This is a genomic window from Streptomyces sp. NPDC026515 (assembly GCF_055567595.1).
In genome coordinates, this window is the sequence record NZ_JBVHQD010000005.1 from 19015 (window position 1) to 37284 (window position 18270).

Below are 18270 nucleotides of genomic sequence, written 5' to 3' on the forward strand. Positions count from 1 at the left end.
GCGGTGGCAGCGCTCCCCCCGGAGGGCCCGCCGTACCGACGAACCAACGGCTCGGGGTGGGAGACGTATGGCACAGGCTGCCGACGCAGCACGGACCGTCATCATGACCGTGGACGACGACCCGGGGGTCTCCCGTGCCGTCGCCCGCGACCTGCGGCGCCGCTACGGCGCGTCGTACCGGATCGTGCGCGCGGAGTCCGGGGAGTCGGCGCTGGACGCGCTGCGGGAACTGAAGCTGCGCGGCGACCTGGTGGCGGTGATCCTGGCCGACTACCGGATGCCGCAGATGAACGGCATCGAGTTCCTGGAACAGGCCCTGGACGTGTACCCGGGCGCACGGCGCGTGCTGCTGACGGCGTACGCGGACACCAGCGCGGCGATCGACGCGATCAACGTGGTCGATCTGGACCACTATCTGCTCAAGCCCTGGGATCCGCCGGAGGAGAAGCTGTACCCGGTCCTCGACGACCTGCTGGACGCGTGGCGGTGCAGCGCGTACAAGCCGGTGCCGGCCACCAAGGTCGTCGGGCACCGCTGGTCGGCCAGGTCCTCGGACGTGCGGGAGTTCCTCGCCCGCAACCAGGTGCCCTACCGCTGGTACTCGGTCGAGGAGCCGGAGGGCCGGCGGCTGCTGGCGGCCGCCGGGGCCGACGGACAGCGGCTGCCGCTGGTGATAACGCCGGACGGCACACCCCTGATCGAGCCGGAGGCACCCGAACTGGCGGCGCGGGTGGGGCTCGCGACCACACCGACGGCGGACTTCTACGACCTGATCGTCATCGGCGGCGGGCCGGCCGGGCTCGGCTCGGCGGTGTACGGGGCGTCGGAGGGGCTGCGGACCGTGCTCGTGGAGCGGGCGGCGACCGGCGGGCAGGCCGGGCAGAGTTCCCGGATCGAGAACTACCTGGGCTTCCCGGACGGGGTGTCGGGAGCCCAGCTCACCGACCGGGCCCGGCGGCAGGCCGCCAAGTTCGGCGCCGAGGTGCTGACCGCCCGCGAGGTCACCGCGCTGGAGGTCAACGGGGCCGCGCGGGTGGTGCGGTTCGCGGACGGTTCCACGATCGCGGCGCACAGTGTGATCCTGGCGACCGGTGTGCAGTACCGGCAGCTGGAGGCCGAGGGCTGCCTGAACCTGACCGGCTGCGGGGTGTTCTACGGTTCCGCGCTGACCGAGGCCGCCTCCTGCCAGGGCCAGGACGTGTACATCGTCGGTGGCGCCAATTCGGCGGGCCAGGCGGCCATGTACCTGTCCCGTTTCGCCAAGTCCGTGACGCTGCTGGTGCGCGGCGCCGACCTGTCGGCCTCGATGTCGTACTACCTGATCCAGCAGATCAGCGAGGCCCCGAACATCTCGGTACGCGGCCACACGGTGGTCGACGCCGCGCACGGGACCGGCCGGCTGGAGCGGCTGACGCTCCGTCATTCAATGAGCGGGGAGACCGAGTCGGTCGAAGCGCAGTGGATGTTCGTGTTCATCGGCGCGGCCCCGCTGACCGACTGGCTCGGCGACACCGTGCTGCGCGACCGACGCGGCTTCATCCTGGCCGGCCCCGACCTGACCGTCGACGGACGGCCGCCGACTGCCTGGGAGCTGGACCGGCCGCCGTACCACCTGGAGACCAGCGTGCCCGGGGTGTTCGTGGCGGGCGACGCGCGTGCCGAGTCCGCCAAGCGGGTCGCGTCCGCCGTCGGAGAAGGAGCCATGGCCGTGATGCTCGTCCACCGTTACCTGGAGCAGTCATGAGCGGTCAGCTGATGCCGTGCAGTCCGCAGGAGGTCGGCGCGCTCTTCCTCTTCGAGAAGCTGGAGCCGGAGCAGCTGGGGCGGCTGTGCGCGGCGGGCCGGGTGGAGCTGTTCGAGCCCGGTCCGGTGTACACGGAAGGCGAACCGGCCACCTGTTTCTTCGTGATGATCGAGGGCACCGTGGTGCTCTCCCGGCAGGTCGGCGGGGACGACGTCGAGGTCACCCGGACCTCGCAGCCCGGGGTGTACGCGGGTGCCATGCAGGCGTACCTCGGGGACCGGGTGCGGCAGGCGTACAACAACTCGATGCGGGTGACCGAGCCGACACGGTTCTTCGTGCTCCCCTCGGACACGTTCGCGGAGATCATGCAGGACTGGTTCCCGATGGCCGTGCATCTGCTGGAGGGCCTGTTCTTCGGTTCGAAGAACACCCAGGCGGCGATCGGGCAGCGCGAACGGCTGCTGGCGCTCGGCTCCTTGTCCGCCGGACTCACCCACGAGCTGAACAACCCGGCCGCGGCGGCCGTCCGGGCCACCGCCACGCTGCGCGAGCGGGTGGCGAAGATGCGGCACAAGCTCGCCGTCATCGCCGAGAGCCCTTTCTCCCGCGAGCAGTTGGCCGCCCTGATCGATATCCAGGAGCGCACCGCCGAACGGGTCGCCAAGGCACCGACCCTCACGCCGCTGGAGGTGGCCGACCGGGAGGACCTGCTCACCGACTGGCTGGAGGACCACGGCTGCGACAACGGCTGGCAGGTCGCGCCCACCTTCGTACAGGCGGGACTCGACGTCGACTGGCTGGACCAGGTCGCGGCGGCCGTGGACGAGGAGATCCTGCCGAACTCGATCCACTGGCTCAACTACACCATCGAGACCGAGCTGTTGATGAACGAGATCGACGACTCCACCACCCGGATATCGAACCTCGTCGACGCGGCCAAGCAGTACAGCCAGCTGGACCGGGCGCCGTACCGGGTCGTGGACGTGCACGAACTCCTGGACAGCACGCTGCTGATGCTGTCCGCGAAGATCGGGCAGGACATCCAGGTGGTCAAGGAGTACGACCGTACGGTCCCGCCGGTCCCCGCCTACCCCGCCGAGCTCAACCAGGTGTGGACCAACCTGGTCGACAACGCCGTCTGCGCGATGAAGGACGGCGCCGGGGCCGGGCGGGGCACGCTGACGGTGCGGACCGCGCTCGACCACGAACAGCTGCTGGTCGAGTTCCGGGACACCGGGGCCGGGATCGCGCCGGAGATCAAGGACCGGATCTTCGACCCCTTCTTCACGACGAAGCCCGTCGGGCAGGGTACGGGTCTCGGTCTGGACATCTCGTGGCGGATCGTCGTGAACAAGCACCACGGAACCATGCGGGTGGAGTCGGTGCCCGGGGACACCCGTTTCCAGGTACTGCTTCCGCTGACCGCAGAGGTGACCGAGACACAGACCCCCCGAACATCCGAGGAGACGGTATGAGTGCCGACACCGCGATCGACCCGAACGTTCCACCGAGCGGTGCCGGGTGCGTGGAGTGCGACAAGGCGGGGGGTTGGTGGTTCCATCTGCGGCGGTGTGCGCAGTGCGGGCACATAGGGTGCTGCGACGACTCGCCCGCGAAGCACGCGACGGCGCACTTCCGTGACACCGGGCACCCGATCATCCGCAGCTACGAGCCGGGCGAAGGCTGGTTCTGGAACTACGAGACGGACGAAGTGTTCGAGGCCGGACCGGAGTTGGCGCCGCCGGAGTGCCATCCCGCGGACCAGTCGGTGCCGGGTCCCGCGGAGCGGGTGCCGGAGAACTGGGCGCAGGTACTGCGGGGTTGAGCGGGGCGCCGCGTGCCAGGATGGGGCACGTGTCGCAGAGATCGTTCACCACCACCGAGCTGATCGGGCGGGACGACGAACTGGCTCGTCTGGCCGCGGTGGTCGCTCGTGCCGGGAGCAGCAGCGGGCAGGCCGTGCTGGTCGCCGGGGACGCGGGGGTGGGGAAGACCCGGCTGCTGGACGAGGTGACGGCCCGGGCGGCCGCGGCCGGGGCCACCGTCGTCACCGGACACTGCGTCGATCTCGGTGACGTGGGACTGCCGTACCTGCCCTTCACCGAGGTCCTCGGGGTGCTGGCCGCGGATGCCCGATTCGCCGCGGTCGTCTCCGCGCATCCCCCCGTGGACCGGCTGCTCGGGGCCGGGTCGGACTCCGCCCGGGACGCGGACGGCCGGCTGCGGCTCTTCGAGGGGGTCGTCGGCCTGTTCGCGGATCTCGCCGCGACCGCGCCGCTGCTGCTGGTCCTGGAGGACCTGCACTGGGCCGACCAGTCCTCCCGGGACCTGTTGCGGTTCCTGCTCAGCCGGGCCGGGATCGCCCGGGGTCTCACCGTGCTGGCCTCCTACCGCGCGGACGACCTGCACCGCCGGCATCCGCTGCGGCCGCTCCTCGCCGAGCTGGTGCGGCTGCCCGCCGTGGAGCGCCTTGAGCTGCGGCCGCTCGCCGACGCCGAGGTGACGCGGCTGGTACGGGCCCTGACCGACCGGCCGCTGTCGGACACGGCCGTGCGGGGCATCGTCGAGCGGGCCGAGGGCAACGCCTTCTACACCGAGGAGCTGGTGGCCGCCGCCGCCACGCAGGGCATGCCGGACGGGCTCGCCGATCTGCTGCTCATCCGGGTCGAACAGTTGCCGGAGACGGCCCAGCAGGTGCTGCGCACCGCCGCGGTCGCCGGTCGCCGGGTGGGGCACGAGCTGCTGCGGGACGCGGTCGGGCTGCCGGAGGAGGAGCTGGAGTCGGCGCTGCGCGAGGCCGTCGGCCGCCGGCTCCTGGTCCTGGGCGACGGGGACACCTACGCCTTCCGGCACGCCCTCGCCCGGGAGGCGGTCTACGCCGACCTGCTGCCGGGGCAGCGGTCGCGGCTGCACGGCACCTTCGCCAGGCTGCTCGCAGTGGGCGGGGGCGGCGCGGCCACGGCGGCCGAGCGGGCCCACCACTACCGGGAGAGTCACGACCTGCCCGAGGCACTGGCCGCCTCGCTGGAGGCGGCCGACCACGCCCGCCGGGTGCGTGCCCCCGCGGAGGAGCTGCGGCAGCTGGAGACGGCGCTGGACCTGTGGCCGGCCGTGCCCTGCGAGGAGCGGCCCACCGGTGAGGGGCTGGACCGGGTGACCCTGACGCTGCGGGCCTCGGCGGCGGCCGCGCACGCCGGTGACGCGCACCGGGCGGTGTCCCTGACCCGGTCCGCGCTGGCCGGCACCGGACAGGACGCGGATCCCGAACTCGCCGCCCGGGTGCGCTACACACTCGCCGGGAACCTGATGACCGTCGACAACCTGGCCGCCGCGTTCGCCTACAGCAGCGAGGCGCTCGCGATGATCCCCGCGGATCCGCCCTCGCGGACCTGGGTGTGGGCGGCGGCCACCCACGTGGTGGCGGCCCGCCAGATCGGCGACGACGTCACCGCGCTGCGGGTGGCCCGGCAGGCTCTGGAGGTCGCCGAGCGGATCGGCGCCACCGCGGCCCGGGCCGACCTGCTGATCTCACTGGCCCGCCTCGAAGGCGGCCGGCACAGCCTGGAGGGGCGGGCCCGGCTCCGGGAGGCCCGCGAGCTGGCCCGGTCGGCCGGGGACGCTCCGGTGGAGATGCGGGCCCTGTTCACCCTGGCCATCGGATGCTTCGAGGCGGGTGAGTTCCAGGCGTGCCTGCCGTGGATCACCGAGGGACTCGACCGGGCGCGGCGCTCGGGCCTGCTGTCCTCGCCGTACGCCTCGGAGATGCGGTATCTGCGGCTGCTGGTGCTGTACACGCTCGGGCAGTGGGACGAGTGCGTGCGCTCGGCCGGCGCCGACCCGGTGCCCGGTTTCACCAGGGGGCCCGCCCTGTACGTGGCGCTGGCCCGTGGCGAGCCGGATGTCGTGGAGCGGGGCCGGGCCCTGCTCGGGGAACCCTTCGACTGGATGGGCCGGCTCGTCGGGGGCATCGTGCTCACCGACGCGGCGGCGCTGCGCGGCGACCCGGAGGAGGCGGTGGCGCGGATGCGGGACGCGGTCACGGCGCTGACCGACGAGTCGGGGCGGCCGCCCTACGTGACGGTCCGGCTGGCCGCGCTGGCGCTGGCCGCGGTCGCGGACCGGGCGGCCGAGGTGCGTGGCACCGGGGACGAGGGCCGCTGGAGGGACCTCGCCGGCGAACTGGTGGAGTCGGCCCGGGCCTCGGCCGGCCGGCAGGGTCCGGAGGGGCAGGCCTGGCTGGCGCGCGCGGAGGCGGAGCGGATCCGTGCGGTGTCCGGGCCGGACGTGGCGGCCTGGGAGAAGACGGTGGCCGCGTTCGCGCACGACGACGTCTACGAGCTGGCCCGGGTCCGGTTCCGGTACGCCGAGGCGCTGTCGGCCGGCGGCCGGCGCGCGGAGGCGGCGGAGCAGGTGCGGGCGGCGCGGGAGACAGCCGTGGCGCTGGGTGCCGGGCCGTTGCTGGAGCGGCTGGGCGCGCTGCCGGGCGGGGCACCGGAGGTCCGGGTCTCCCCGCTGACCGCGCGGGAGCGGGAGGTGCTGCGGCTGCTGGCGCTCGGCCGCAGCAACCGGCAGATCGGCGAGGCCCTGTTCATCACCGGCAAGACAGCGAGCGTCCACGTCTCCAACATCCTCGCCAAGGTGGGTGCGGCGAGCCGTACGGAAGCGGTGGCGATCGCCTACCGCGAGGGCCTGATCACCCCTGAGCCGACGGCCCAGGAGTGATCGGGCGCCGTGTGGGTCAGCGCGTGCAGGCGAGACTCGCCAGGTCGACGGAGTCGGCCATGGCCTGCATTCCCTTGTCGTTGGGGTGGATGTGGTCGCCGCCGTCCAGGAACGGCAGCATCCGCGCCTGGTCGTAGGGGCTGCGCAGGATCCGGTCGAAGTCGGCGGTCGCGTCGAACTCCCCGCTGGTGCGGATGAACCGGTTGACCTCCTGGCGTACGGCCTCGCCCGCGGTGTCCCACTCCGGCCAGCCCTCGAACGGGCCGACGGTCGAGGCGACCACGCACTTGCCGGCCGCGTGCGCCCGCCGGACGATCTCGCGGTACCCGGCGATCAGGCCGGCCGCGGTGACCCCGGTGTGGGCCTTGATGTCGTTGACCCCCTCGAAGAGGAAGACGGTACGGACGCCGGGCTGGCTGAGGACGTCGCGGTCCAGGCGGTGCAGGGCCGCCTGCCCGGCGCCGTCGGCGAGCACCTGGTTCCCGGAGATCCCTTCGTCGGCCACGCCCTCGACCCCGGTGTCCGCCTTCTGGAGGCGGCGGGCGAGGTAGTCGGGCCAGCGGCGGTTGAGGTCGCTGGTGGACGCCCAGCCGTCGGTGATGGAGTCGCCGAGCGCCACGACGGCCCCGGTGGCCGGGTTCGCCGGCCGTACGGAGACCGAGTCCAGGTACCACCAGGAGCCGGTGGTCCCGGTCCAGTTGGCGCCGCTCTCCTCGGCCGTGTGGTCGCCCTGGGTGACGTAGGAGGTCTGCATGGCCATGCCGTGGCCGGTGGCGGGACCGGCCGCGTCCGGGCTGTGCAGGCTCACGACCAGGTTGCTGCCGGCGGGCAGGCTGCCGGGCAGCGGGTCGCTCCAGGCGGTTGCGCCCGCCGGCACGGTGACCGTGCGGGCGCCGTCGAAGGTGAGCCGCCTGTTGCTGCCCGGTTCGAGGGCGGCGCCCTGGCGCTGCCGGCCGGCGTAGACGCTGTCCAGGGTCAGCGGCCGGTCGCCGAAGGCGTTGGACAGGCGGACCCGCAGACCGCTGCCGGCGGCGCTGGTGTGCACGACCAGCCGGTAGCCGCGGTCGGCGGCGCCCTGTCCCAGCTGGTCGGCGCTGGCTCCCCAGGTGACGACGTCGTGCCGTGCCGCGGCCGCCTGGGCCGGCCCGGTCTGGCAGGCGACCGTCGCGAGCAGGACGGCGGCGAGGCCGAGGAGCCGCCCGATCCGGCCGGTCACCGCGCGAAGTCCTTCAGGGTGACGGACCCGCCGGGCTTCAGCGTGATCGTCCGTGTCTTGCCGCCGTACGCCACGGTCGTCGTACGGCCGCCGACGCTGCGGATCCGGGCCTCGGTGGGCCGGCCGTCGCGCCAGCTCAGGTCCACGACGAAGCCTCCGCGCGCGCCCGCTCCGGTGATCTTGCCGGAGGCGGCCCAGGCGGCGGGCAGGGCGGGCAGGAGCTCCAGATGACCGGGGCGGGAGTACAGCAACATCTCCGCGATCGCGGCCGGGGTACCGAAGTTGGCCTCGATCTGGAAGATGCCCCGGCCCTGCTCGACCTCGTAGATGTCGAAGAGGTTGGGTGAGGTGCCGTTGCTGCCGTTGCTGGACGGGCGGAGGTTCCTGACGACGAGCTGGTAGGCCTTGTCGGCGTCCTTCAGCCGCGCCCAGCACAGCGAGCGCCAGGCGTTGGCCCAGCCGAAGCTGTCCATGCCACGTGCGGTGAGCAGGGCGGTGGCGCCCTTGACGATGTCGGCGGGCGTGGAGCCGTCGGGGCGGATCCGGTCGCCGGGGAAGAGGTTGATCAGCGGCGAGAGGTGGCGGTGGGTGGTCTCGCCGAGGTTGTCCGGAGACATCCACTCCTCCAGCCAGCCGGTCTTGGGGCTCACCACCGGCAGGTAGAGGCGGTCGCGGAGCTCGCCGATGGTGCCCGCGTATCCAGCATCCCTCTTCAGCTCGGCGGCCGCAGTCCGGAAGTTCCCGAACAGCGTCCACACCTGTTCCTGGGCGTAGGTGATGCCCTTGGCGTCCAGCGGTCCCTGCTCCGGCGACCAGTCGCTGTCGGCGATCAGCACGTCCCTCCCGTCGTCCAGGGTGGTGGTCAGCAGCCGCGCCTCCCAGAACTCGCAGGCGCCCTTGAGGAGAGGGTAGATCTTCTCCAGGTGGGCGCGGGACCGGGTGAACTCGTAGTGCTCCCACAGGCTCTGGCAGAGCCAGGCGTTGCCCGCCGGGTGCCACCACCAGCCGCCTCCGCCGAAGGGGTTGGTGGAGATGGCGACGGTCCAGCCGGCCACCTTGCCGCTGGAGTTGCGGTAGCGGTTGCGGGAGTCCTGGAAGAGCCGCCGGGTCAGGTCGGTCCAGGCCGGGAGCTGGTCGACGCAGTAGTCGGTGTAGGCGTCGAAGCACTGCGACAGGCCCAGCCGGTCGGACATCCAGTAGTTCATCTGGATGTTGATGTCGGTGTGGTAGTCGCCCATCCAGTCCGGGTCGTTGCCGTCCAGCCAGAGGCCCTGCAGGCCCATCGGCAGGCTGTCGCGCGACCCGGCGATCATCAGATAGCGGCCGAACTGGGCGTAGGCAGCCTCCAGTTCCGGGTCGGGGTCGCCGGTGTCGGCGCGGGCCTGGATGCGCTCCCAGGTGTCGAGTTCGCGCTGGTCGGCCGTCGAGGTGCCGAGCGACAGGTCGAACTGCCCGAACAGCGCGCGGTGGTCGGCGGCGTGGGTGCGCAGCAGCGAGTCCGCAGAGTGCCGGGCGGCCGCCTTGACCTTGGTGCGGGCGAGCGCCCGCGGGTCGAGGGACGGGTCGCGGAAGCCGGCGGCGGCGTCCGGCGCGTAGTTCGTACCACCGCTGAGTACGACCGTCAGCTCCCGGCAGTCGGTGAAGGTGACGTGCGCGCCGCTCACGCGGACGCTGCCACCGCTGCCGTACGCGTTGACGGCGGCCCCGTACTCCAGCCCGTTGGCGAAGGAGCCGGCGAACGACTCGGCCGTGCCGCCGGTCTCGTCGTGGGTGCCTTCGAGTGTGATGGTGCCGGTGTACCGGCCGCCGCCCTCCTGGCTGAAGTGCAGCACGATCACGTCGTCGGGGCGGCTGGCGAAGATCTGCCTCCGGTAGGTGACCCCGGAGCGGACGTACGACGCCGAGACCACGCCGTTGTCGAGGTCGAGGTCGCGGCGGTAACCGGAGACGGCGCCCAGGTCGTGGTCGGGGATCTCCACGGTGAGCCTGGCGAGCAGGGTGAGCGAACCGAAGTCGGCGCGGCCGTAGGGGAACTGGCCGTCCGAGTCCAGGGTGTCGTTGAGGCCGCCGGTCCACAGGGTGGCGTCGGTGATCAGGAGGAGTTCACGACCGGAGTCGTTGCTCGCGAGGGCACCGAGCCGGCCGTTGCCGACGGGCAGGCCCTGCTCGATCATCGACCCGTCACCGGCGGGCGCCTGCCACCAGAGCCGGTGGCGAGGAGCGGTGAGCGGCTCCGAGGACCGGACCGGGGCGGCGGAGGCGGTGAAGGAGGGAAGCGCGGCGAGGGCCCCGGTGGCGGCGGCCAGGGCGAGGAAGCTTCGTCTGCTGGGGTGGTTGTCCATGGGGTTCCAATCCGACGTCCGTGAGGGAGTGCCCCTTCGGGGGCGCCGGGGGTACCCCGGCGCCCCCGAAGGCTGGGGGAGGAACTGCGCGACCGGCCCCCACCGGTCCGCAGTTCCCGAACGACGCACGTGCCGAGGTGACTACCGGGGCGACTTGGGAACGTCGATCCGGTCGACGTCCGGCGCGTACCCCGACCCGCTGTCGAAGCTGATCGTGTTGGCACCGGCCTTCAGGGTCACCGGGACGCTCACCGTGGAAACGGTTCCCCAGTCACCGGTGGACGGGAACTTGTGACTCGTACCGCCCCCGGAGTTGGCCGCGATCGTGGCCGGCCGGGAGTCACCGCTGACATAGGCCACCTTCACCAGGTACGTGCCGGCCTTGTCGACCACCACGTTGTTGAAGGTCAGCTTGCCGCCCTGGTACAGGTTTCCGACCTTCTTCTGTCCGGAGCACGCGCCGCAACCGGCCACCGACGCGTTGCCGCTCAGCGTGTTCCCGCTCGCCTCGGCCTCGTACCCGGTGGACGCCAGCGCACCGCCCTTCGGCGTCACGGTGAACAGCCGCGAGCCGTGCGCGGGCAGCGCCTGGGTGATCTTGTTCGTGTAGGAACCGAGGTTCTCGCTGTTCCACACGTCCCGCACCGAGGCCTTGCCGCTGAAGCCCAGCGCGGTCCAGTCGGCGGTGACGGCCGAGGGCGAGTCCGCGAGGTTGAACAGGGCCACCGTGTAGGTGCCGTCGGCGTTCTTCGCGGCCCACACCTGCTGCGGGTCGGACGGGGTGACGGGCCGGGCCGGCGGGTTGTCGCTCTGGTCGATCGCGATGACGTCGCGGTTGGTCAGCAGGGAGACGCCGTAGTCGTCGAGCTTGGTGAGGTCGTCGCCGGTGAACAGGGGGGACTTGGCGATGGCCCAGAGGGTGGCGTAGCTCTGCCGTTCGGCCTTGGTGAGGCCGTCCATCGCGCCGTTGCCGACGTCGAGGGAGTCCAGGTCGTTCCAGCCGCCGGGGCCCGCCTTGCCGGTCCAGGCCGGGGTGTCGTCCCAGCGGTCGTCGACCGAGTTCTCCCAGCTGACCAGGGTGTTGCAGTAGCACTCGACGTCGGTGTCGATGCGCCAGCCGTTGGTGTACTTCTGCCAGTCGGCGGCGTGCCCGAAGTCCAGGGACCAGGAGGCCTCCAGGTGGATCGGGCGGCCGGTGGCGGCGATCGCCTGGTGCCAGGCGGCCACGTCGGCGACGTTGTCGTACTGGTCGCCGCTCTTGCCGGAGCCGGGGCCGACGCCGTCGAGCTTGAGGAAGTCATAGCCCCAGCCGGCGATCAACTGGGCCTGGGAGTCTATGTACTTCTGCGCGCACGGCTTGTCGAAGTCGATCTTGTACGAGCTGTCCCAGCCGTTGGTGGTGCGCAGGTCGTCGTAGACGATGTCGGCGGTGGTGCAGCCCTCGGCGTTCCAGATCGGCGTCTTGCCGTCGCCGTAGGCGCCCTTCTCCAGGCCGGCCGGGAGGTAGATGCCGGCCTTGAGGCCCTTGGCGTGGATGTGGTCGGCGACGGCCTTCATCCCGCTCGGGAAGCGGGCGGAGTCGGCCTTCTGGCGGCCGTACTGGTCGTACCCCTGCTTCCAGTTCCAGTCCATCCACCAGCCGGCGTCGATGTTGACGTAGTCGTAGCCGTACTTCTTGAGCTTGCCCGCCAGGGCGTCCGTCTGCTTGAGGACGTTGGCCTCGGTGAGGTAGCTGTAGTCGCCCTTGTCGTTCAGACCGGGGTACTTGGACGACTGCATGCTCCAGCTGGACCAGCCCATGTAGGGCTTGGCGGCGATCGGGGCGGTGGCCCCGTCGGGAGTCCGGGCCTGGGCGGCCGGCACGGCGGCCGCGAAGGCGGCGGTGAGTGCCAGCACCAGGACTGTTCTCAGTCCGCGTGCGGGCAGGACGGAGTACGAAGGTGACCGCATGGGCCCTCCTGGGTTCGGGGTCTCGGGCGGCTCAGCCCTTGCCCGTTGGGGTGGGAGAAGAGGTGATGAAGGACTGGATCGCGGTGGCCGCGGCCCCGCGCGCCCACTCCTCGAAGGGGAGCGGGCGGGTCTGTACGTCGCACTGCGCGGCGGAGCCGAAGGCGGCCGCGGTGAACGAGTCGAGGATCTGCTCGGCGAAGAGGTCGTAGGCGGCGAGTCCCTCACCGGAGATGATCACGCGTTCGGGGCCGAAGAGGTTGGCCACGGTGGCGATGCCCCGGCCGATGGCCTCGCCGGCGTTCGCGTACACCTCCCGCGCTCCGGGCACGCCTTCGTGGGCGAGGGCCACCGCTTCGGCGGAGTCGGCCACCTGACGGCCGGTCACCTCGCGCATGCGGGCGACGATCGCGGCGTCCCCGGCGATCGCCTCCACACAGCCGCGGTTGCCGCAGTGGCACAGGGGCCCGGCCGGGTCGATGGCGACATGCCCGATCTCCCCCGCCACCCCGTGCGCGCCCGCGACCAGCAGGCCGTGGATCACCAGACCGCAGCCGATGCCGGCACCGACGGTGACCACGGCGAAGTCGGAGAGCCCGACGCCGGCCCCGAACCACTGCTCGGCGACGGTCAGGGCACGGACGTCGTTGTCGACGACGACCGGCAACCCGGTGGTCATGGCGGCGATTTCGGCCAGGGGCACGTCCCGCCAGTCGAGGAAGGGCGAGTAGCGCACGGTCCCTTCGGCGCGGTCCACGTCGCCGGAGACGGCGATGCCGAGGCCGAGGACGGGGGCGCCGAAGTCCTCCGCCTCGGTGCGCAGTTCGTGGGTCAGTTCGGCGATGGAGGTCAGGACGGCCTTGGCGGCGCGGTCGGTGACCGGCAGCCGGCGGCCCAGCCGGATCCGGCAGCACAGGTCGGTGAGGACGGCGATGACCTCGTCGCCGGTCACCTTGACCCCGATGAACAGCGCCCGTCCACCGTCGACCCGCACCAGGTTGGCGGGGCGGCCGAGGGCCGGCCGGGCCTCGCCGTCGGCGTCCTCCGCGAGATACCCGGCCGCCAGCAGCGGCCGGACGGCCTTGGTCACGGCCGCCGCCGACAGGCCGGCCCGGCGGGCCGCCTCCAGCCGGGTGAGGGGGCCGTGGGACAGGACCGTGGTGAAGATCTGCGAGGCGGCCGGCGTGTGGGCCGGGAACGTCTCGGTACGGGAGGTGGAGCGCATGGCCGGGAACTTAGGTGGCTTATTTTCCGCTGTCAATAAAAGAAACAGGAATCACCCGAAGGTTGACTGCGAGGCTGCCGTGGCCTTCAAATGGCGGGTGACGTGGGGGCGTTGCCCCCTGTTCCACCGGCGGCTGCGACCCGTTCGCGCCGGGGGGACCGATCCGGGTGCCCGGCCCCCCGACAGGGCACCCGGATCAGCGGTGCGGCGTGCCCGTCAGTGGCGGGCGGCCGGCGTGTCGGCCTCGGTGACATTGACCGCGGCCCAGGCCTGGTCGACCGTGCGGTACTCGACGCCGCTCGCGCCGTAGAGGTCCCTGGCGGCCTTCAGCGTCGCGGTCCGCGCGTCGTGGAAGTCGGTCGAGGAGACCATGTACCGGGTCAGGGCACGGTAGAAGATCGCCGTGGCCTTGGCGCGGCCCATGCCCTTGACCGTGGAACCGTCGTAGGTCGGCGAGTCGTAGGTGGTGGCGCCGACCTTCTTGCGGCCGCTGCCCTCGGCGAGCAGGTAGTACGCGTGCGAGGAGACACCGGAGCCCGCGTGCACCTCGGCGTCCGCCACCTCGGGCGACCAGTAGTCGACCGCGCCTTCGAGGCGGTCGAGCGAGGGGTGGTCGAGACGGCGCAGGAACTTCTGCGCCAGGCCGAGCTTCTCGCCGAGCAGGTAGTTCGGCGGGTTCTTCGGGCTGTTCGCGGAGAACTCCACGTTCGAGCCGAAGATGTCGGCCAGCGACTCGTTGAGGGCGCCCGGCTCGCCGTACTGGTTGCCGTCGTCGTCGACACGGGTCGGTTCGAGCTTCGCGGTCGCGTCCACCACGCCGTGGGTCAGCTCGTGGCCGGTGACGTCGAGGACGACCAGCGGCTTCTTGATCTCCTGCCCGTCGCCGTCGCCGTACAGCATGCAGCCGCAGTCCGAGTCCCAGAAGGCGTTGCCGACCTTCCGTCCCCAGTGGACCATGGCGCGGGCGGGCTTGGAGTTGTTCGCTATGCCCTTGCGGCCGAAGGTCTTCTTGTAGAAGTCCAGGGTCTTGGTGATGCCGTACTGGGCGTCGGCGGCGGCGCTGCCCCGGCTGCTGGTGGCGCCGTTGCCCCAGTTGTCGGTGGTACTGGTGAACCTGGTGCCCTGGGCGAAGCTCTCGGTCTCCTTGCCCTTGGCGTCCCGGGTCTCGGTGCCGTACCGGGTGGGGTCCTTGAGCAGGAAGCTCTTGCGGGCGGTCTGCGTGGTGGTGAGCGGTACCTTGCCGACGAAGAGCGACCTGCCGAAGCCGTGCGCGGTCGCCGGGTAGCGGGCGGCGGCGGAGGCGGACGCCCCGGTGAGGGCCTGGGCGGCGATGCCGGTGACCGGGTCGAGGCTCTCGCCGCGCCGGCGCAGTGCCTCCAGCACCCTGGGCGAGAGGAACTCGTCGTTGTCCGGCGTGTTGCTCCGTACGGCGCCGGTCGTGGCGTCGACGACGACCGTCCGGGAGCCGTCCGCACCGTCGACCGTCACCTGGTAGGCGAGGGCGGAGACAGCGCCGCGGGCGTCCACCACGAGTGCGGCGGTACCCGCGTGGCCGTCGGCCGCGGAGGCGGCCTTCTCCTCGGCCTGGCGCCCCGTCAGCTTCGCCTCGGTGGCGGCGGGCGGGACGGCGTGGTCGGCCGCCCGGGTGACGCCGGTGTAGGCCAGCAGACGGGAAAGATGGACGACGAGATCGCCGCCGAGTACCGGCATCCCCCGGTGGGTGCGGACGAAACGGACATGACGTGCCCCCTCGGGGTCGATCATCACGTCCTGCGGCTGGAGTTCGTCGCCCGCGCCGACACCGGTCGCCGAGGCGTGGGCGAAGGCCGCGGTCCGCGCCGCGGTCACCACCACTCGGGCCGTCGTGGCGGCGGCCGCGGCCTGCTGCTCCACCCCCGTGGCGGGACCGGCGAAAGCCGTACCGGTCAGGCCCGTGGCGGCCGTCGTCACGGCGACGGCGACCGCCACGCTGCGTATGTGCGCGCTAGGCACTGATCAGGGTTCCTTACGTTCGAAGGCGGCCGGGATCGCTCACCGACCGCCTTGCGGCACGGCGCCGTCGAGGCGCCAAAGGGGCTGGTCGGGCCCCGGCCGCAACCCTTCCGGACGAGTCATGTCCATGTAAAGCGCAATTCACCGCTTTTCTTGCGCTTCCGGGCAATATTGTGCGAAGGCGCACCGCGTGGTGATCGCAGGGTGACCAACTGTGCGTCGACTGTGGAGAGGTGACGGGATGCGAGAGGGTTCCCCGAACCGAATGTGACCCATCTCGCATCGGAGGCAGACAGAGAGGAGCAGGGTCCTGATGGTCTCGGCAAAGGTGAGCAGAAGCGCGGTGCTCGGAGCGGTGGCGCTGTCACTGCTCGCGGTACCGGCCCAGGCGGCGCCCAGGAAGGCGGGAGCGGAGCCACGGCCGGCCGCCGCCATGCCGGCGCCGGACACCGCCGGCATGGCCGCGGTGCTGAACTCGGTGGTGGCCAAGGGGGCACCCGGCGCGATGGCGCGCATCGACGACGGCGCGAAGGTCTACAAGACGACACGGGGCGTCGCCGACCGGACCACCCGGCGTGCCATCATGACCGGCGACCGGTTCCGCGTCGGCAGTGTCACCAAGACGTTCTCGGCGGTCGTCCTCCTGCAACTGGCCGACGAGGGCAGGCTCTCCCTGGACGCACCGGTCAACCGCTACCTGCCCGGGCTGCTGCCCGACGACCGCGTCACGGTGCGGCACGTGCTCGGCCACCGCAGCGGGCTGTACGACTACACCAACGACATGTTCGCCGACAGCGTGTCGGGCTTCGAGACGGTCCGGAACAAGGTCTTCACCTACCGCCAGTTGGTGAACCTCTCCCTGCAGAAGCCGCGCACCAACGCGCCGGGCGCCGCCTACTCGTACTCCAACACCAACTTCGTGGTCGCCGGGATGCTGATCGAGAAGCTCACCGGGCACAGCGTGCGGACCGAGTACGAGAACCGCGTCTTCGAGCCGCTGGGACTGCGTGACACCTTCTACGTCCACCCCGGCACGAAGATCCCCGGGCAGCACGCCAGCGGCTATCTCACCGCGGACAGGGCGGGCGCGCAACCGGTCGACGCGACGGACCAGACGGCGTCCTGGGCGCAGAGCGCGGGCGCCATCATCTCCACCGCCCGGGACCTCGACACCTTCTACTCGGCGCTGGTCCGGGGCAGACTCATGTCGGCCGCGCGCCTAGCGGACATGGAGCGCTTCACCAGGGTCAACTCCACCACCTCCTACGGTCTGGGGCTGCGCCGCCGCGATCTGTCCTGCGGGATCTCGGTGTACGGCCACACAGGCGCCGTGCAGGGCTACTACACGTACGCGTTCACCACCAAGGACGGCAAGCGCAGCCTGACCGCGCTGGCCAACGCCTCCAACAACTCGGCCGTGCTCAACACGCTGGCGGACTCGCTGGAGCCGGCGTTCTGCGGCAAGCAGGCGGCACCGGCGAAGGGGACGCGGAGCGCCGCGACACCGCCGGAGCGGGAGGACATCGCACCGTCCGCACCCCGGGAGCAGTAGCGGCGGCCCCCGTCGGACAGCCCGGCAGCACCGGCCACGAGGCGCCGGCCACCCGTGCGGCGCCTCGGCCCGGTAGGGGAACCTCGTGCCCGGGCCGGACGTTCTACCGGCGACTTCCCCACCGGGCGCGGCGTTCGGCCCCTGACCTCACGGAGGCGGCGCGATGAGCGAGCTGGTCCCCGGGGGCAATCTGCCTCTTCCGGACGGCGCGCTGACGCTGCGGGTGCCCGGTCCCTTCGACGTCTCGGCACTGATCACCGGGGAGGGCGGCAAGGTCGGCGGCGACACCGACTTCGTCTTCTACAACCAGCCGGACGCGCCCGGTGTCCGGCTGCGCGGCGACACGCTGACCGTCGAGCCGGCCAGGCTGCGGACCGGCGCGCAGCGCGTGACCCTCACGGTCACCGGCGCCGAGCCGGGCACCCCGCTCGGCCGGCTGCCCGCCTCCACGCTGCACGTCACCGACCGCCTCGGCCGGACGCTGGCCAGGTTCGCCCCGCCGCGCCCGCAGACGGAGACCTTGCTGCTGCTCGCCGAGATATACCGCCGGGGCACCGGCTGGAAGCTGCGCGCGGTCGGACAGGGGTACGCCGACGGACTGGCCGGCCTGGCCCGGGACTTCGGGGTCGACGTCGTCGAGGACGGGCCGCCGGCCCCGGCGCCCCGCCCCACGATCCCCGCCCAGCGCACCGCGGCCGCACCGCCCCGGCCCTCGGCGGCCGCCCCCGCGGACCCGGACGGTCTGCTGGGCCTGGTCAACTCCGCGCGCGGCCGGGCCGGCCGGCCGCCCGTCGCCCCGGACGCCCGGCTCACCTCCGCCGCCCTCGCCCATGCCACCGCGATGGCCGACGCCGGCCGCCTGGTCACCGAGAGCCCCGACGGCGTCTCGCTCCACCAGCGGATCGGCCGCACCGGATTCGCGTACGTCACGGTCGGCGAGCATCTCGTCTCCGGCCCGCGCACCCCGGCCGAGTTCCTCGACCACTGCCTGCGCACCGAGGGTGCCCGGCGCACCCTGCTCGACCCGGCCTTCACCCATGCCGGCCTGGCGCACGTCCGGGGCCCGCGGGACGGGGACACCTACTGGACCGCACTGTGGGCCCGGCCCCTCACCCCGGCCGAACTGACCCGCACCCGTACCGAGGTGGCCGACCTCACCAACCGCGAGCGTGCCCGGGCCGGGCTGCGGCCGCTCACCGTGGACCCGCACCTGGCCACGGCCGCGCAGGCGTACAGCGCGGACATGGCGGCCCGGGACTTCTACTCGCACACCTCCCCCGAGGGCACCCAGCCCTGGGACCGGGCCGCCGCCGCGGGTTCCCGGCGGCGCACCATCGGCGAGAACATCGCCTGCGGTCAGCGCTCGGCAGCCGAGGTGGTGGACGGCTGGATGAACAGCCCCGGCCACCGGGCCAACATCCTCGGACCGGACTTCACCCACATCGGGACCGGCTTCGCGGGCGGCGGCCGGGCGGGCACGTACTGGACCCAACTCTTCGGTGCCTGAACCGATACGGTCCGTGATCTTGG

At 72.2% G+C, this 18270-nt stretch carries 11 protein-coding genes; 6 read left to right on the forward strand and 5 right to left on the reverse strand.

The annotated features are described in order from the left end of the window. Positions 1-67 precede the first annotated feature (67 nt). From ACZ4O3_RS10930 to ACZ4O3_RS10945, 4 genes are read left to right on the forward strand one after another with little or no spacing between them, the layout of a single operon-like run. Positions 68-1744: an NAD(P)/FAD-dependent oxidoreductase gene (locus ACZ4O3_RS10930; RefSeq protein ID WP_362714975.1), complete on the forward strand. Its 1677-nt coding sequence runs from the start codon at positions 68-70 to the stop codon at positions 1742-1744. Beyond that, positions 1741-3219, forward strand: a complete 1479-nt coding sequence (locus ACZ4O3_RS10935) for an ATP-binding protein (RefSeq protein ID WP_362714978.1) — start codon at positions 1741-1743, stop codon at positions 3217-3219. The genes ACZ4O3_RS10930 and ACZ4O3_RS10935 overlap by 4 nt, the downstream gene beginning before the upstream one ends. Further along, positions 3216-3569, forward strand: a complete 354-nt coding sequence (locus ACZ4O3_RS10940) for a UBP-type zinc finger domain-containing protein (protein ID WP_362714981.1) — start codon at positions 3216-3218, stop codon at positions 3567-3569. Before ACZ4O3_RS10935 ends, ACZ4O3_RS10940 begins: the two co-directional genes overlap by 4 nt. A gap of 20 nt (positions 3570-3589) precedes the next feature. Further along, entirely contained in the window at positions 3590-6466 is a 2877-nt protein-coding gene (locus ACZ4O3_RS10945; protein ID WP_467721936.1) for a helix-turn-helix transcriptional regulator, read from the forward strand. 16 nt (positions 6467-6482) lie between these two features. On the opposite strand, the gene ACZ4O3_RS10950 is transcribed toward ACZ4O3_RS10945, so the two are convergent. The 5 genes from ACZ4O3_RS10950 to ACZ4O3_RS10970 all read right to left on the reverse strand — a co-directional run bounded on the left by ACZ4O3_RS10950 (position 6483) and on the right by ACZ4O3_RS10970 (position 15188). Next, positions 6483-7682 carry an SGNH/GDSL hydrolase family protein gene (locus ACZ4O3_RS10950; protein ID WP_384999852.1) on the reverse strand — a complete coding sequence of 400 codons (1200 nt, stop codon included), beginning with the start codon at positions 7680-7682 and terminating at the stop codon, positions 6483-6485. After that, positions 7679-10024 (reverse strand): glycosyl hydrolase family 95 catalytic domain-containing protein, encoded by a 2346-nt coding sequence (locus tag ACZ4O3_RS10955; RefSeq protein WP_467721937.1) that lies wholly within the window; start codon positions 10022-10024, stop codon positions 7679-7681. Before ACZ4O3_RS10955 ends, ACZ4O3_RS10950 begins: the two co-directional genes overlap by 4 nt. Positions 10025-10165: 141 nt before the next feature. Continuing rightward, positions 10166-11974, reverse strand: coding sequence for an alpha-galactosidase D (locus ACZ4O3_RS10960; RefSeq protein ID WP_467721938.1), 1809 nt, complete (start codon positions 11972-11974; stop codon positions 10166-10168). Positions 11975-12005: 31 nt separating this feature from the next. Further along, positions 12006-13196, reverse strand: a complete 1191-nt coding sequence (locus ACZ4O3_RS10965; RefSeq protein WP_467721939.1) for an ROK family transcriptional regulator — start codon at positions 13194-13196, stop codon at positions 12006-12008. 216 nt (positions 13197-13412) lie between these two features. Next, a complete protein-coding gene (locus tag ACZ4O3_RS10970; RefSeq protein WP_467721940.1) occupies positions 13413-15188 on the reverse strand; it encodes a M4 family metallopeptidase in 1776 nt (591 codons plus the stop codon). A 313-nt stretch (positions 15189-15501) separates the two neighbouring features. Here ACZ4O3_RS10970 and ACZ4O3_RS10975 point away from each other — a divergent pair, with 313 nt between their 5' ends. Further along, entirely contained in the window at positions 15502-16740 is a 1239-nt protein-coding gene (locus ACZ4O3_RS10975; protein ID WP_467721941.1) for a serine hydrolase domain-containing protein, read from the forward strand. 163 nt (positions 16741-16903) lie between these two features. Next, the gene (locus tag ACZ4O3_RS10980) at positions 16904-18247 is read left to right on the forward strand and encodes a CAP domain-containing protein (protein WP_467721942.1); all 1344 of its coding nucleotides are present in this window, start codon (positions 16904-16906) and stop codon (positions 18245-18247) included. Positions 18248-18270: the final 23 nt, after the last annotated feature.